Origin of the sequence: Micromonospora musae (assembly GCF_003626545.1) — a bacterium.
GTDB classification, from domain to species: Bacteria; Actinomycetota; Actinomycetes; order Mycobacteriales; family Micromonosporaceae; genus Micromonospora; species Micromonospora musae.
On the sequence record NZ_RAZS01000010.1, the window covers coordinates 41,958 to 57,560 of the forward strand.

Consider the following 15,603-nt stretch of genomic DNA (forward strand, 5'->3'; position numbering starts at 1 on the left):
GATCGCCATCAGACCGTCGACCAGCGATGGGAGCCGAACGGGGCCGCAGTGCCGATCTCTGGGGTCAAGGGGTCGTCGGTTCGAATCCGGCCGTCCCGACGCAGGTCAAAGGGCTGATTCGGTACTCGGATCGGCCCTTATTGGCGTTCTGGGGACCAAGGTCGGTCAAGTTGGCTGGACGTAGCGCTCCTTGACCGTCGGTCAAGCGTTAGCGGCCACTGCCGTTGGTTGCCGAATTTTTCGCTTGCCGTATCAAGGCGGCCCGCAAGCGGGCCGCGCCAGCCCGGCCCCGGCCTGCTGGCGACCTCCGGCCGGCATCGGCCGGGCCGGCCGGCCACTCTTTGACGAGGAGATCCGCTCTCAGTAGCACTGCCATGTAAACGATGCCGCCTGCCATCGCTCGGCGGCCAGATCCTCGCGACGGATGAGCCAGTACAACGCTCCGCGGTCACCCCACACCATGTCCGCGTTGTCGTCGCTGTCTATTTGGGCGAGCAGCGTCCACCGCTGCGCTTCCTCATGCAGGGCCGGATCGTCGTATGCCACCCGGCCACCGAGCTGCGCTCGTGCGACGTCGACCTCGACCGAGCCCTGAATGGGGTCTGCGTAACCTCCGACCCGGTGCTGTGGGCCGAGCTCCAAGTTGACTTCGCCCATTGCCATCCGGAACGGGTCACTGTTCATCGGATCATCCATGAACGCTCGGTCTTCGTCGGAGACACGGTCGAGCGCCGCCCGAAGGGCTGGGTGTTCCCAGTCCGGCCCGCTCGCGATGACATCAGCGGCGAGTCGAACGAGGGGATACGGGTTGGTGCCTTCAGGCGGCTCGCGCTCGGCGGTCTGCGTTCCTGGCGGTAGGTAGACGACGCGAGCGCCTGCCTGTGTCTCTGGTGCGGACGACTCGATCACCGTTCCGTCGTCCCACCTGGGGTGACGGTAGAAGAACAAGAGAATGCCCTCCGCTGGCAGAGCGATGTCGAGCGCATGGGAGGGCAACCGCTCGCAATCGATGCTCGCGACAAAGCTCAACGGCCCGTGGCCCTCCCATAGCGGCCACGTAACGTGTTCTGGCAGAGCGGGAAGGCCACCTAAGCGAGCGACCTCGGGCTCTCCAGACTCAGCGGGTCGCAGGTGCAGGGCAGGACGGATGAGCGCGATCCACTCGTCGGCGACAGCAGCAGGTAAGTGGCGACGCGCCAGCGTCGCCATGGCACATCCGGGAGCAACCACGCCCGCATCTTCTCAGCTTCTCGATTGAGGCCGTCACGGGCCATCCATGGGCCAGTAACCGGGGCGCGCAGCGGTCACGAGCGGGCACGAGAAGCAATCGGGTGAACCGCCGGCCGCAGGCGTTTCGGACATCGCGGTCGGTTGATCACGCTCTTCCAAACTGAGGTTCCGGCATCTGGACAGGAGCGTAGCCAGGCGACGGGCGAGGCGACCTGCAAGGCGGGTCAGCTCTCCACGTTCCGCATGACGATGGTCTGACGGCCACCTTCCACGCCGTAGAACCACCACGTCCCCTCTGGGGCGGGCGGAAGATGCTCTCGGAGCAGCTGCAACACGGCCTGCCCAAGCTCGACCACCGGCGCCGTATCGACCGTGTCGCGCCGCAGCTCGATCACGTCGTCGCCAAGCGCCGTCCAGCCTCTCACCTCGGATGCTGTCACGCGCCCACGCTCACCCAGTCGCCGGTTTGCCTCCTCGATCAGCTGGATGAGCAGATCAAGTCGATCACCGCGCCAGTCCTCGGCGACAAGTAGGCCAAGGTCCGTCACGACCGCACTCGCACGAAGTTGGTCAACCACGTCCTCAAGGGCCGCCGAGTGCCGATCAGCCGCCATCTCCTCCGCCACCACGACGGCCTGACCGAGCAGGACAGCAAGGCTGTCGCTCAACGCCCAGAAGCCCGAGCGATTGAACTCGACGAAGCACGTCCTACTCACAAAACCTCCGTACGAAGGTGGCCGGGCATGATCGGACGGCCACTGCCGAGGAGCGCAGTCGCGTGCCATTAGCGTGCCATTGAGCCGGGACAGCAGGGGTAAGCCACGGCCACAAGGGACCGCCGAGACTAGGCCGCCGACCCAGTAGACAGGCGGATATCGGCAATTCCCAAGCTGTCAGTCCGCTAGGTCGTCCTCGACCAGGTAGCCAACACCATCGCGGGTGGGGCAGGGCCCGAAAACGCTTCCCATCCCCTTACCCATGCCGGTGGTCTTCACCATGCCTGGAAGCCGCGCAGCCCCACGGCATTCGGGGCATCGGCGATGAACGTTCGAGCGAGACTCAGGTGGCTGCGCGTCCTGAGGATTTGGTTCCACTCTGTCGAGGGTATCCGTAGGGCCGACCCGGGCCCAGGTGAGCGGTCCGCATCTGGTCCGCAAGAGGTCGACGGACGACGGGGAAGTGGTGTGAGATGTCGAGAGGTGTTTCCGCTGCTAGAAGCCCATCCGCACAGCTCGCCGGGTCGCCCATCTTGATCTCATAACTCGTCGGTCATCGGATCGAAGTCGCCCAGCGTCTCTAGCAACCGTTGGCGAGCAGCCTCAAGGAGCTGCACGTAGTCGGGGCTGAATGTGCCGACCAGAGACTTGTCGAGGGTGCCGCTGATGGCGTGCAGTGCAGACCAGACGGCCCGGTCGTCGACCACTTGAGCGAAGGCCCGCGAGGATTCCATGCGGTCAAGCCAATCCGAGAGCACCAGCGCCTGGTCGTGGCTCAGCTTCAGGATGACCTCTCCACCGCTCATCCCGGCAACCTAGCGCAGCCGGATCGGGATCAAGGGAGTGCGGCGTGCCCGTTGCGTGCCCGATGGGACGGGATCCAGGGTCAACCTCGGTCAGCTCCTGGACGTGACTGCCGGTGTCATGAGGCAGGTCAAGCCAAATCATTGCCGTCCGACTCCCGGCGGTGACCACACTCCCAAGCCGTGTGGCTGTCGTCGCCACCCGTACCGATGCCGGGGACCAGACGGGGACCACACGGTGCGCGCGATGGTGGCCGGGTATGTCGTCGGCTGCATGGCTTGATCTTGGGGATAGCGTGTGTGACGTGCAGGAACGCGTAGCAAATCGTCCTGGGGGTCAAGGGGTCGTCGGTTCGAATCCGGCCGTCCCGACGCAGGTCAGAAGCCATCTGGATTCTTCCAGGTGGCTTTTTCTGATCTTGTACGGCAGCGAAGTACAGCAACGGCTCATTGATCGAGGCTCTCGCCGAGCCTCCGCAGGGCCTCTCGGGTCGCCTCGGATGAGACCTGGCTGTCGATCTCCATTGTGATCGAGAAGTCTGCGTGTCTCAGGATCGCCATGGCGACCCGGGGATGTACGTCCAGGTCGACCCGGAGTGAACCGCAGGTGGCCGGGCATCGTGGACCGTGATCTTAGGAACGCCGCCGCTGGCGATGCGGCTGTCGTAGGAGCGGTTGAAGTTCCGCGGCTCGACCGGCAGTCCGTAGCGGGTCGTGAAGATCATGCCCGTGTCGTGTCGTGCCATGCCGCGCCAGCCTTCTCCTTGGCAGCCGCCTGTTGCCGATCGCGGAGTCGCAGCGCGGTGACGCAGATGGCCGGCAGCGGTAGGCGAGCGTCGGACTCCTCGGTCTTGGTGGCCCGGTGCAGGAGCTGGCCGCGTACCCGCTGGAGCTGCTTGTTGATGCCGTGGTTGTCACGGCACTGCTCGCAGAATTCCTCGCCGGGTTCTCGGGGCCAACGCCGTGGCGCAGGCCTACGACCGGGTTCTGGATAGATTCGGCAGGTCTGTCGACCGTGGCGGTCAGAGCGGCTGAACCTGGGCGAAGGCCTGGTCAGCCAGGCTCAGGCGACCCTGAGCCTGGCTGGCCAGGCCACGTGCGGCGAGGGTCTGTTTCCTAAGACCGTGCCCGGCTGCGCCGGCCCCAGGCGACGACCGACGGTGTTGGAGGTTCGTCCGGATACAACACCGGTATCCGCACGAACCTCCGCCTTGCCGGACCGCCGTTCGGCCCGCCGTCTGGGCCTCGGCTCGCTAGGGTGAGCCTTATGAAACAGACCCTAGGAGCGGCCGGCGCCTGCCCCGGGCAGCCTCCGCACGACGGTCAGCGTCACTTTGCCGTTTCGGTAGGACACCCGGAACATGTGATGGCCCGTGTTCAGGACCCGCCGTTCCGGAAGGGAATGGAAGTTGCCCTTGATCGAGTCTCCGCTCATGATCGTCAGTACCGTGCCCGGAGTGAGGGGCGCGCGAACGTCCAGGGCGAGTTTGCCGTCCAGCTTCAGGTCACCCGCAGCGCGCACGCTCGTGTAGTCGTGGTCGCCGGAGATGGTGACGGCGAGGCGACCCGCTCGGCTGACGGTCACGTCGCCGCCGACCTTCAGAACGTTGCCGGGCGCGACGTCGGTGAGGGTGATGGACGCCGCGGACGCCGCTTCCTTGGACGACAGACCGGGCTGCAGCACGCCGCGGTCGACGTCGATGCTGCCTGCCACGAAACCGGTGCCACCGAGCGTGCCGCCCTTGACGTCGATCGAGCTTGCGTGCGAGCCGGTGATCGAAAGCTTGCCGCCTTCAACCGTCGTGCCGCCCTTGTAGGTGTTGTCGCCCGTCATGACCAGCGTCCCGGAGCCTTGCTTGGTCAGAGATGCCGTGTAGAGGTTCTTGTCGATGTTGTTCCGAATGTAGGCGGCGCGCTTGTCCATCCATTCCTTGCGCCACTTGACCGCGTCCCCATAGGTGATCTTGTCGTACAGTTCGGGATGGCCGTTGGTGATGGCTTGGATGTAAGGATCAGCCAAGATGCCCTGAAGCATGAAGGACTGTTCGTTGAGCGTGCCGTCCGGGTTCAGCACGTTGGGACCGAATTCACCGGCGTAGGCGATGCCTTGCTTCTTGTAGCCGGCCAGCCACTCCAGATCTTCCCGCTCCCTCGCCTTGATCGCGATCTGGCTGATGTCGTTCGACCAGACGTCCAGGGGCGCTTTGTCCATGTTGTAGGTCATGGGGCCCAGGAACTGGCCGGGGCCGTACATGCCCTTGGCCAGATCCGGGATCCCCCAGCCCCAGCGGTCGTCCGGAAGGCCGTCGGGAGCGGTCCAGGCGATGGATGCCCCGGAGGGGGAGGTTTGCCCGGTGCCGAGGAATCTCACGCCGTCGGACATCTTGTTGTTCGCCGTGGTGAACATCAGTTCACGAACCTGCTTGGCGTCCATGTTCGGATAGCGGGAGAGCAGAACCCCCATCACTGCTGTCGCAACGGGCGTTGCCGGTGACGTGCCGCTCGAGTTTGAGTAGTTGGTGTCACCACCGCTGTTCGTGGTCCGAACGCTGTTTGAAGGGGTGGACACGGTCCACCATTTGGCGAGCCCCGCCTCGTTGTACCCGGACTGCTTCGTGTATTCAGGATTGGCTGCCGTGGGCGGTTGCACTCCGCCGACGCATACCCACTGCCTCTCCGCCAAGGGGTTGAAGAAGGGGTACGCCGGGCGGTAAAACGGGTTGCTCCAGTCGTTGTTACCGGCCGACCTTACGTTGACGGTACCGCTGTCCTTGATGGCGTCCCAGATGGCGTCCATGAAGGAGCGCCCGGGGTGGTTCGGGTTGTATTGAATGCCGCCTTCCGAGTAGCTCTTCTTGAAGAGGAAATACTGGTATTCCAGATCCTTCAGGTACTCGTTGGGGAGGATGGTCGCCATCGCCGTGGCGCTGGCGCTGTCTTTGCCACGCAGTTGGTAGGCGTTGGCGAGGTTGCCGTTGACTCCGAGGTCGTTTCCTAGGCCGTCGAAGCGACTTCTGTCGATAGTTTGGACATAAGAGCCCCAACTGCTGTTGATGACCTGGGCGCCTGCGTCGACCAGGGCCTTGTTCGCGGTGTGCCAGTACACGTAATCGTGGAAGGGGCCGTGGGACTGGGTATCGGAACCGCCGGTCTTGGCAACATACATCACCGATCCGAAGGCGATGCCGTGCTGGTCTTTATCATCGCGGATGCCGGAGGTGACTCCGAGCATGCCGGTCCCGTGCGAGTAGTCAGTTGTTCTCGCCTGATCACCGGCCACAGTGAACGGCTCGCCCGCAGTGAACGGGTTCGCCGGGGTTGCTGCGTTTCGATACCCGAAGCCGGACGTGCCGTAGACGCCCGCGGCTCTCACCGGAACGATAAGCCTGGTTTGAAATGCTTCGTGCGTAGTCCTGTAGCCCGAGTCCATCATGCCCAGCGCGACGCCCTGCCCGCAGTACCCCAGGGCGTAGGCGGTGGACGCGTTTACCGCGACGAGCTGCCATGGAGAATCGACCGCTGTGCCAGGATTGGAAGGATTGTGGCCGGTGTAGTAGCCATACTCGGGAGTTTCCCAACTGGCTTTAGCCGCATCTAGTTCGCCTGGACTCCTGGCGACAAAGCCGGGATCTCCCGGGTACGAACACTGCGCGCAGCCTTTCGGGTACGCCAGCCCGCCGCCAGTATGCCCAGGGGTCGATGTCGGACCAGTTTTGGGCGATGCCGAGGCGAACCCGGCCGGAAACAACGCGATGCCTGCTCCGGCAGCAAGGGTGCCTCCCAGTCGTCGCAGGAACTGCCTTCGATTCGTGGACCTCATGCTCATTCCCGGCTCCTTCCCAAAAGGGTGACATCTCTAATGAGCGGGTGCGGTCTGTTGCGTCCGAGCCCGATTATCCACACGCGCTGGTCGAGACAAAAATAAGGAGAACCGTGCCACGTCAGAACGGCGAACTGGACCTCTCCCACGCGTGGCCTCCCTACATGATCACCAATTAGACTGCGGCAGAAGTGCCTCGTCAAGAGGGCAACTTCTATCCACCAGAAGCGGTTTGAGCGACGCCCTCATCGATGCCTGCAACTGTCATGGGCCGGGCCATGGGCTCCTCGCGGGGCGGGATGAGTGACGGTCCTGGTCGAAGCTCGGTCGCTGTTGAGCTGGGGCTTCATGGCTGGCTTGGTGCTCGTTGAGGCGCCCTCCGAGGTGTCTGCGGGCACCACAACGTCTACCAGCCTTCCCCGACGGGGCCCAGGTCGTTCGTCCGGTAGGGCGCTCCACCTGGTCCCCGTTGGGGAGGCCGGACGGTCTGGCGACTGCCCGACGAGGAGATCCGCGATACCGGGTGCGCGAATGATCTCGGGAATCTACGACTCCCGGCTTAACGCGTGGCTGTCGTCGCCACCTGCGTCGTGTTGCTCGCGATCCCGCCGGCGACGAGGGCCGGCCCCACCCGCCTGAAGCGGGAGCGTGAAGAGGGCTCGTAGCCGGCGGGAAAGGCGAGCACGTCAGTTCTGGATGGAGAAGGTCGCGACGACCCCGTTGTGGTCGGACTTGGTGCCGCCGACGATGTCGTAGCCGGTCATCCACATGAGCTGGTACTCGGGCAGCCGCTTCCAGAAGTAGACGTAGTCGATGTGCCGGTTGCCGTGCGTTCCGGTGCCCATCTCGCCGTAGAGGTTGTAGTTGGAGCGCAGGTTCGGCAGTTGGTTGGCCTCGAAGACCTGCCAGGGAAACTTCGTGTACCCGTAGCCGCGGTCGGCGCTGAAGTCGACGTTGAGGTCACCGCTGACGATGACCTGGCCCTCGTCCTGCTTGTCGACCGCCAGGTCCTTGAGGCCCTGGAACTGCGCCTCGGCGCACCTGGTGCGCGGCAGGTCCTCCGGCCGTCCGGCGTTCTCGATGCTGGCCACCGCGTGGGCGTTGATGTGGGTCACGTTGCGGCCGCTGGCCTTGTGTCGGTACTTGACCCAGTTGTTGTACCGCGCGGGCGGCACCTCGCCCGGACCGTTGGTGTCACAGACGAAGATCGAACCGCTGTCGAGTACGTCGAACATGCTCTTCTTGGCGATCAGTGCCTCGCCGGCCTGGTTGACTCCGCCCGGCGCGTACAACCACCAGCCGTTCTGCGCGGCCCAGCTCTCCAGGAAAGCCTTGCGATTGCCGACCTCGTTGAGACCGACGAGGTCCGCCTTGGCCGCGATCAGGTTCAGGTCGTGAACGAAGTCGGCCTGGCTCAGCCCGTTGTAGATGTTCAACGTCGCCGCCTTGAAGGGCACGTTCGCCGCGGCGGCCGGTGTGGCCGGCAGCAGGGCCGCCACCAGCGCGACCGCGCCCGCGAGAGCCCCCACGGCACGGGCCGACAAGTGTGCTGTCGTCTTGCGCATCGATTCCCCTTCGCACGGAACCGCCGTCGGTGGCGGCGAGCGAAGGATATCGATCCGAATCGACGTGACGCCGAACATCGGGCCACGAAAGGTCGACAGGCTGACGCCGAACGGCTCGCTCTGGAAGGGCCGTCACCGGGGGACAAGCCCCCAGGTGACGGCCCTTCCTGATCAGCGGAGACCGGTGACGGTCCGGTGACCGTCCCGGGCCTGGATCAACCGTTGCCGACGGGGCTCTGCCCGGGGCCGCCGATGGCCGCGCCACCGTCGATGACGAACTCGGAGCCGGTGGAGAAGGTGGCCTCGGCGACCAGGAACAGCACCATGCTGGCGACCTCCTCGGGCTCGCCGATCCGGGGAATGGGCAGCGCGGCGAGCATCGGGTCGGCCGCCGGCGGGTGCATCGGGGTCCGGATGGGACCCGGGTGTACGGAGACGGCCCGGATGTTGTCCCGGGCCAGTTCGAGGGCGGCCGTCTTGGTCAGTCCACGGACGCCCCACTTGCTGGCCACGTACGCACCCAGGCGCTCGAATCCGGCGAGACCGGCCAGCGAGGAGATGTTGACGACAACCCCGCCGCCGGCGCGGCGTAGGGCAGGCACGGCGTTGTGCATGCCGAGCCACGTGCCGTACAGGTTCACGTCGAGGACCTTGCGGAAGGTGTCGGGGTCCTGGTCGACGATGGTGCCGGGGAGCTGAACCGCGGCATTGTTGACCAGGATGGACAGCGGGCCGAGCTGCTCCTCGGTCTCGCGTACCAGCTCCTGCCACCGTGCGTGGTCGGTGATGTCCAGATGCCGGTACCGTGTCCGGTCGCCCAGCTCGGCCTCCAGGGCCTGGCCCTCGGCGTCCAGGATGTCCGCGATTACGACCTTCGCGCCCTCGGCCGCGAAGGCTCTGACGATGGCGGCGCCCATTCCGCGTGCACCGCCGGTGACGATGGCCACCCGGCCGTCGACCCGTCCCATAGCTTCTCCCAAATGATGGTCGTGTTTCGGTGCCGGGCGGCCGGCGCGTCGCCGGCTGCCCGGTCGGCGGTCAGTGGTGGTCGGTCGCGGCCGACGCGTCGAAGAGCCCGGCCCACGGCTCGACCAGCATGTTGCGTCCCTTGAGGTCGGCGATGACCTCGGCTCCGGCGACGCCGTCGAGTCCGGGGAGCTGTCCGGCGCCACCCTCGGGGCCCAGCGGGATCGCGATGGCCAGCGGTCCGGGGCGGTATGCGGTGAGTTCGCCGGTGCCGGTGATCAACGCCCGAAGGTTCGCGGCCATCAGGTTGGCCTGCGCCGCGGCGGTACCGGTGCCGTTGCGGTCGGCGTCGGTGATGTCGCCGACGGCGAAGACGCCGTCCTGGCCGCCGACTCTCAGGTACTCGTCGACGTGGACGTACCCGTCGTCGCGTCGAGCGGCGGCCAGCGGACCGCGCAGGTACCCGGTCTCCGGTGTGATGCCGAAGCACTGGTACCAGACGTCAGCGCTCAGCTCATCGCCGGCCTCGGTCGTCACGGCGATCGAGGCCGCCGTGGTCGGGGCCGCCGCCGGAAGGCTCAGCAACGGGCTGCCGAGCTTGAGTTCGACGCCCATCTTGTCGAGCTGTCGCCGCAGCTCGTCGCGCAACTCCTGGTCGAACGGTCCGACGAGGATGTCGGAGGCGACGCCCACGATGGTCACGTGCTTGTCGGGGTAGAAGGCCTTGATCTCCCCGGCGAGCTCCAGTCCGGTAGGGCCGGCGCCGACCACGAGCACCCGACCGGCGTCGAGTAGCGCCTGGTGCGCCTGGCGGAACTTCGCCCGCCCGGTCTCGGCGTTCGGCTCGTCGACCTTGGCGGGGAAGGGGTAGCTGGAGCCCGTGGCCAGGATCAGGAAGTCCGGCTCGAGCTGCCGGCCGGAGGCGAGCGTCACCCGCCGGCCGTCGACCGACACCGCGCGGTCCCGTAGGAAGTGGCCGCGGTTCAGCAGCCGCTCGTAGGGCAGGAAGATCCGGTCCACCCATTCCGGTTCGACCAGGGCGCGCCAGGCCGCGTTGTTGTGCACGAACGCGTCCGAGGGGGCGACGAGCGTCACGTCGGCGATGTCGTCGAGAGCCTTCGCGACGGTGATCCCGCTGTAGCCGCCGCCGAGCACCACGACCGTCGGGCGTGGCTGGGTGTTCTCGGTCATCAGGGTTCTCCTAATTTCGGGGGGATGTGTGCGGTCTTCTGATCGGTGCAGAGGTGCCGATCGGTGGGTCAGATCTCGCCGAGCAGGCCGGTGATCTGGGACGCCGCCGTGGCGGCCACCTCCTTGCCTGTACCGGAGAGCTGTCTCCGGATCACCGTCACACTGTATAACGGAGATGGGTCTCCGGTATTCCGCGAGGGGTGCAGGGGGAAGCGGCTGGGGTCAGCAGCCCCGCTGCGGCCGAGACCCGCCGAACGCGACAAAAGCGCATACAACCATCAAATTCCGCACAGGTGATCAGCGGTAATCATCGGGCCGGAGGTGACACAAGCCAGGGTGGGAGTTCGTCGACCAGGCGGGAGTCTTGGATGGGTCACCGGGGGAACGCGATGAGGATTGGTTCACCGGGGTCTACGCGGCCGAGTACGGACACGTGGTGCGGTACGGCCAGCGGCGGCTCGCCGACGGGGAGGCGGCCGTCGAGCTTGCCCAGGAGGTGTTCGTCATCGCCTGGCGGCGTCGCCGCGACGTCCCGGACCGCTGCCTGCCCTGGCTGTACGGGGTGGCTCGTCGCCTGCTCGCGAACGAATGGCGGGCTCGGAGAGCCGCGCCGGACCTACTGCCGATGACCGACGCTGCTCCGGACCAGGAGTCCCGGGACTGCTGGCAGCGCCGCCGCGAGCCGGAGTCTGCCGCCTCCGGAACCCCCGCGGCCTCCAGCATCCCACTGCCACCGATGGACTTCGCGCCGCTGCCATCGGGCAGTGTCCAGCTGACCAGGCTGCTCCACATCAAGTACGGCGGCGGCGCCGTCACCAAGCAGGTCGGCGGGGTGTACGGGCTGTACGTCGTTCCGCGCCGCACCCGTGCCGAGATTCTGCGGGTCCTTGCCGACGTGCCCGGGTTCCGGTGGCGCGGTCAAATGGTCGATCGCGCCGGCCGCAAGGGTGTGGCCATCACCTTCGACGACCGCGAGCACGACCAGCAGTCTCTTCTGATCTTCGCCCCGGAGACCGGGGAGCTGCTCGCCTACGAGGTGTTGAGCCTCTCGCCGGTGCGGATCAGCATGTACCAGCTGATCCTCCGCACCGGCTGGACCGACCAACTCGGCTGAACCGTCAGGGCCGGGGCCGCTTCCACGGGACGGCCCCGGCCCGGTTCGCCTCGACATTCGGGCCGGTCGGACATGGGCCTAGGGCGGTCTTCACCGTGGACGTGTAACGACTACTGCCTGTTGGCCTGTCGATCGCCTGACTCCGGCGCGGTAACGTCCCTCGGCGCGGGGAGTGGGCTCCATCGGCACTTGGCAGGAATGGGCTGACGCTTGTTGAGATGGCGCCGCTTGGTGGGCCATCGACATTCACCCCATTGTGGTGGCCCGGATGGTATTTGCGTGTCCATTGTGGAGTTATAAAGGCGGTCCCGTGTCGCAGGCCGCGCGCCTCCGAACCGGGCCGGGCCGACGGCCCGCCGCCGCGCCTCTGGCCATCGCCGGCCAGCGCACCGGTGACAGCCCGCGGGCGGCCAGGCCGCACGAAGAGCCCGGGCGGCGCTCGTCGTCCTCCACGTCGGACACCACTGCCCCACCGGACCACGCAGCGCCACGAACCGTTGCTCAGAAAGGCTCATTGACAAGTTTGGAAGAGCCTGAAAGGGTCTCGCGTACGAAGATCATCCGACGTTTTTTGGGTCTGACCATTCAGGGAGATCACGGGGATGCGGAAGAAACCTCTCGCACTGACACTTGGTATGTCATTGCTCCTGTCCACAGGTGTAGCGGCTAGCGGGCCCGCGTCCGCGTCCGCGACCGGCTCCGGCGAGGAACGCTTCCAGCCGAGCGTCACCTACGACCTGTCGGTGACCAACGCCGAGCGCGACGCGATCCACGCGGAAGTCGAGGCGTTGGCCGGACGCGTCAAGAGCGCGCGGGCGGGGGACGGCACCTACGACTCGCTCAGTCTGATCGGGGCGATGCTGGACGGGTCGAGCTACGACTCCATCTCGCGAGGCGGCACCGCCGCGACGGCGTACCCCTTCCCGGTCAGCAACACCGAAGCCAACCAGTACGAGTACGACCGCAAGGTCGCCAAGCTCGCCTGGGTGGTCAAGCTCGCCACCGACCTTGGTTTCCCGGTGGTCGTCCAACGCCAGGCGGACAAGTACGTCTACGCGGAGATCGGTGACCCGGACGCCCCGGAGATGGTCATGGCGTTGAGTCACCTCGACTCGCCGACGGCCTCCGTCTCGCCGGCTCAGCTGGCGCGCTGGCGGGACGCCGATGGCAACCTCGGCACTCCTGGTGCGTACCACTCGCCCTATGTCCAGGACGGCTGGGTCTACGGGGCGGGCCTGCAGGACGACAGCGGCCCGACGCTGGCGACGCTGCTCGCCGCGAAGGCGCTGCTCGAGGCGGGGTTGCCCCTCGACCGACGTATCCGCATCGTCATGGGAATCTACGAGGACGGCGGCCCCGGCACCCCCTCGACGACGAACACCGCCACCTTCCAGGCCATCCCGTACAACTCGAACCCGAGCTTCTACGACAACTGGGCCTACAAGAACCTCAACCGGGAAGAGATCCCGATCGCGGGGTACACCTCCGACTCGCGGTTCCCGGTCATCGTCGGCAACTCCGGGTCGGTGACGCCGTCGGTGTCGATGAGCTTGTCCGCGGACAGCACCAAGGCCTTCCGGCTGACGGGTGCCACAGCCGGCGTCACCCTGCGTGAAGGCGATCCGACGCTCAAGGACATCGCCTACGGCAGCACCACGCAGATCGCCTCGCGGGCCATCTTCACCCTCGACCTGGCGAAGGCCGGCCCCGCCGAGCGCAACCGATTCGTATCGGCGATCAAGGCTGCCGCAACCTCGAAGGGTTGGCTTCCGGCCGCTCCCCGCACCACGCCCAAGGTGCGGACCACGATCACCGGCGACTCGCTCACGCTGGAGATCAACACCGATGTGGCGATGGAGATGCCGACCCCGCAGTACGGCAAGAATGCCGTCGTGTGGGGAATGTTCCTCCTCGCCGAGGGGCTCGGCGCACTGAAGATCACGGCCGCTGACCTGCAGCTGAAGAAGGCCGCCGACGGCATCGCCGACCTGTTCTTCCGCGACGGTGTCGAAGGCGAGGCCTACCTCGGCAAGTACATGGGCATCCCGGCGAGCCTGTTGCGCAACCCGAGCAACGGCACGCCGAACCTGACGTTCGCCCTCATGGGGGGCATCAACTCGGAGACCCCGACGAGCTTCTACACGGACGCCACCGGCAGCCTCAGCATTCCGATGTTCGTGCGCAGCATGCACGTCAACGCGGCTGACTCCGGCCAGGCGACGGCGGCGGTCACGGCCGCCTTCCAGGCGAAGGGGTTCACCATCGGCGAGCTCGGCTCGCCCGTCGGCGCCGGGTTGTACGTCACGCACGACAACCCGCTGACGGCTCTTCAGTTCGGGAGCTACCAGGCCTCGATCAACCGCAACCCGAAGGAGTTCGCGGATCCGTACTCCCTGCGGGACGTGGTCTATCCGCAGGGCACGACCGGTGGAACCCTGGCCAGCAGCTTCCGCAACAAGATGACCGCCTTCGGCGCGGTGATCCCGGGTAACGAGCGCTGGTGGCACACGGCCAACGAGCGGATGAAGGTCGACTCGGCTGTGCAGATGACCAAGATGATGGCCGACGGCATGCTGGAGATGGCCCGGTACTCCGGGCCTGCGGGTGCCAAGTTCATGTGGGCGGACATGCCGGGGCTGAACGCCGACCGGGCGGACCTCGACCTGCTCGACGTCACGATCGGCACCTACAAGGACGCGTCGGCCGCCGTCGGCACGAGCCAGTTGGGCAACCAGGCGCTGCTCGGCGCCACCTCGTTCAACATCCCGATGTGGAACGGGCGCGGCAACTCGACCCCGACGGCCTCGGCTTACGCACTGGGGCACGCCCCGGGCGGGGTCTACCTGCCCCTGACCGACACCGAGTACCTGAACAGCACGTACGTGGCGCCGATGCGCCTGGAGTTCAAGGTGGAGCGCCCCGACCACATGTCGGACGCGGCTTGGGCGAAGTTCATCGCCGGCGGCTACGGCGACTTCCAGTTCAACATCCTCGTCGGCGACAGGGTTGTGCCGCTGGCCGTTCCCGCGGGGCAGAGTGCGGAGAAGTACTTCTCCTCGCGCATCTCGGCCAACAACCCCGACGCGATCTACCTGTCGGTCAACCTCGGGATCACCGATGCCCCGTACACCGGGGTGAAGCCCGTTCTCGCTGATTCGAAGACGGACCTGTACAAGGTCAATCCGACGTACCTGGCCTCGAACCCGGATCCGTTCCCCGGGCGCGGAGCCATCGAACAACGGGGCTTCTTCGTGTTCGGTGACGGACAGAAGAACGCGGAGTTCTCCTCGCCCGATGCGGTCTACGTGACGGTCGCCAACGCGGTCGTCGATGCCGAGCCGTCGGCGGTGGTGAGGAAGTTGAAGGGCAGCAAGAACGAGTTGACCATCACGGTTCAGCAGACCCACGTCAACGGCAGCAAGTCTCCGGTGACGGCCACGTTCACCATCCACAACAACGCTTCTGGCGTTTACCGCGTCGGCGATTACCAGGTGTACGTCGAAACCAAGGGCAACACCCAGGTGCGCAAGATCTGCATCGTCTGACGCGGGTGAACCGGAAGCTCAGCACGCGTACGAGAGGGCACGCGCGGCGGCAGGACGCCTCGACTCGAGGTCAGCGGCCGCCGGACTGCGAGGCACTGTGACAACGGAAGTGGAGCCATTGCCGTAGGTGGTGGCTCCACTTCCGTTGTGCGCCATCGGGCGCCGGGAGGGCGTGGTCTCAGCCGCAGATGCGCCAGTCGCCGTCTTCCTTGACCAGGGTGAGCACCTGGGTTCCGCTGGTGCCGTTCGGCAGGGTCCAGCGCACATCTGCTCGCCCGTTGAGCCGGCCGTTGTTGTTGACGACGCTCAGGCCGACGATCTCGTAGTCGGTGGGGGTGAAGGCTTCGGCCTGTTCGCGGGCGAAGTCGGCCTGGCTCTGCCGGTTCCGTAGCTGGCCGCAGAGTTGCCCGTAGGCCGTCGGGTAGTCCCGCCCGATCATCGCTTCGGCGAACGTGTCCACAGTGTCCCGGGCCGGCCCGGTGGCCTGCTGGAACACGTCTCGAAGGACGAAGCCGCCGACGACACCGCCGAGGCAGCAGAGGGAGAGCACCACACCGATGACGACGAGCACGGTCCGTCTTCGCTGCGGGTTCTTCGGCGGCACCATGATCGGTTCGTATGCCATGGCCGCAGGCTAGGAGGAGCGGGCAACC

General features: G+C 66.3%; 10 protein-coding genes and 1 pseudogene. 2 read left to right on the plus strand and 9 right to left on the minus strand.

Annotated features, from left to right (window positions below; translation table 11 throughout):
* Positions 1–360 precede the first annotated feature (360 nt).
* The 8 genes and pseudogenes from D7147_RS24655 to D7147_RS24690 all read right to left on the minus strand — a co-directional run bounded on the left by D7147_RS24655 (position 361) and on the right by D7147_RS24690 (position 10,291).
* On the minus strand, positions 361–1,209 hold the full coding sequence (locus tag D7147_RS24655; RefSeq protein WP_120681709.1) for a YwqG family protein: 849 nt from the start codon (positions 1,207–1,209) through the stop codon (positions 361–363).
* Positions 1,210–1,454: 245 nt separating this feature from the next.
* Entirely contained in the window at positions 1,455–1,946 is a 492-nt protein-coding gene (locus tag D7147_RS24660) for a hypothetical protein (protein WP_120681711.1), read from the minus strand.
* 539 nt (positions 1,947–2,485) lie between these two features.
* Positions 2,486–2,752, minus strand: a complete 267-nt coding sequence (locus D7147_RS24665; protein ID WP_120681713.1) for a hypothetical protein — start codon at positions 2,750–2,752, stop codon at positions 2,486–2,488.
* 444 nt (positions 2,753–3,196) lie between these two features.
* A pseudogene (locus D7147_RS33580) lies at positions 3,197–3,692 on the minus strand (site-specific integrase); the annotation flags it as partial.
* A gap of 336 nt (positions 3,693–4,028) precedes the next feature.
* Positions 4,029–6,575 carry a S8 family serine peptidase gene (locus D7147_RS24675; protein ID WP_120681715.1) on the minus strand — a complete coding sequence of 849 codons (2,547 nt, stop codon included), beginning with the start codon at positions 6,573–6,575 and terminating at the stop codon, positions 4,029–4,031.
* Between the two features lie 680 nt (positions 6,576–7,255).
* The gene (locus tag D7147_RS24680) at positions 7,256–8,098 is read right to left on the minus strand and encodes an endonuclease/exonuclease/phosphatase family protein (protein ID WP_120681717.1); all 843 of its coding nucleotides are present in this window, start codon (positions 8,096–8,098) and stop codon (positions 7,256–7,258) included.
* Between the two features lie 251 nt (positions 8,099–8,349).
* Positions 8,350–9,102, minus strand: coding sequence for an SDR family oxidoreductase (locus tag D7147_RS24685; protein WP_120681719.1), 753 nt, complete (start codon positions 9,100–9,102; stop codon positions 8,350–8,352).
* 70 nt (positions 9,103–9,172) lie between these two features.
* Entirely contained in the window at positions 9,173–10,291 is a 1,119-nt protein-coding gene (locus D7147_RS24690) for an NAD(P)/FAD-dependent oxidoreductase (RefSeq protein WP_120681721.1), read from the minus strand.
* 364 nt (positions 10,292–10,655) lie between these two features.
* Between D7147_RS24690 and D7147_RS24695 the strand changes: the two genes are divergently transcribed.
* Both D7147_RS24695 and D7147_RS24700 read left to right on the plus strand, forming a co-directional pair.
* The gene (locus tag D7147_RS24695) at positions 10,656–11,405 is read left to right on the plus strand and encodes a sigma factor (protein WP_120681723.1); all 750 of its coding nucleotides are present in this window, start codon (positions 10,656–10,658) and stop codon (positions 11,403–11,405) included.
* A 743-nt stretch (positions 11,406–12,148) separates the two neighbouring features.
* Positions 12,149–14,950, plus strand: a complete 2,802-nt coding sequence (locus D7147_RS24700) for a M20/M25/M40 family metallo-hydrolase (protein ID WP_158609390.1) — start codon at positions 12,149–12,151, stop codon at positions 14,948–14,950.
* Between the two features lie 178 nt (positions 14,951–15,128).
* Here the strand turns inward: D7147_RS24700 and D7147_RS24705 are convergent, their stop codons facing one another.
* Positions 15,129–15,575 (minus strand): Rv0361 family membrane protein, encoded by a 447-nt coding sequence (locus tag D7147_RS24705; protein ID WP_120681727.1) that lies wholly within the window; start codon positions 15,573–15,575, stop codon positions 15,129–15,131.
* Between the last annotated feature and the right edge of the window lie 28 nt (positions 15,576–15,603).

Bases quoted from the DNA above. Each gene is read 5' to 3' on its own strand.
- D7147_RS24655 (WP_120681709.1), bottom strand. From the start codon at position 1,209: ATGGCGACGCTGGCGCGTCGCCACTTACCTGCTGCTGTCGCCGACGAG.
- D7147_RS24665 (WP_120681713.1), bottom strand. From the start codon at position 2,752: ATGAGCGGTGGAGAGGTCATCCTGAAGCTGAGCCACGACCAGGCGCTG.
- D7147_RS24675 (WP_120681715.1), bottom strand. From the start codon at position 6,575: ATGAGCATGAGGTCCACGAATCGAAGGCAGTTCCTGCGACGACTGGGA.
- D7147_RS24685 (WP_120681719.1), bottom strand. From the start codon at position 9,102: ATGGGACGGGTCGACGGCCGGGTGGCCATCGTCACCGGCGGTGCACGC.
- D7147_RS24690 (WP_120681721.1), bottom strand. From the start codon at position 10,291: ATGACCGAGAACACCCAGCCACGCCCGACGGTCGTGGTGCTCGGCGGC.
- D7147_RS24705 (WP_120681727.1), bottom strand. From the start codon at position 15,575: ATGGCATACGAACCGATCATGGTGCCGCCGAAGAACCCGCAGCGAAGA.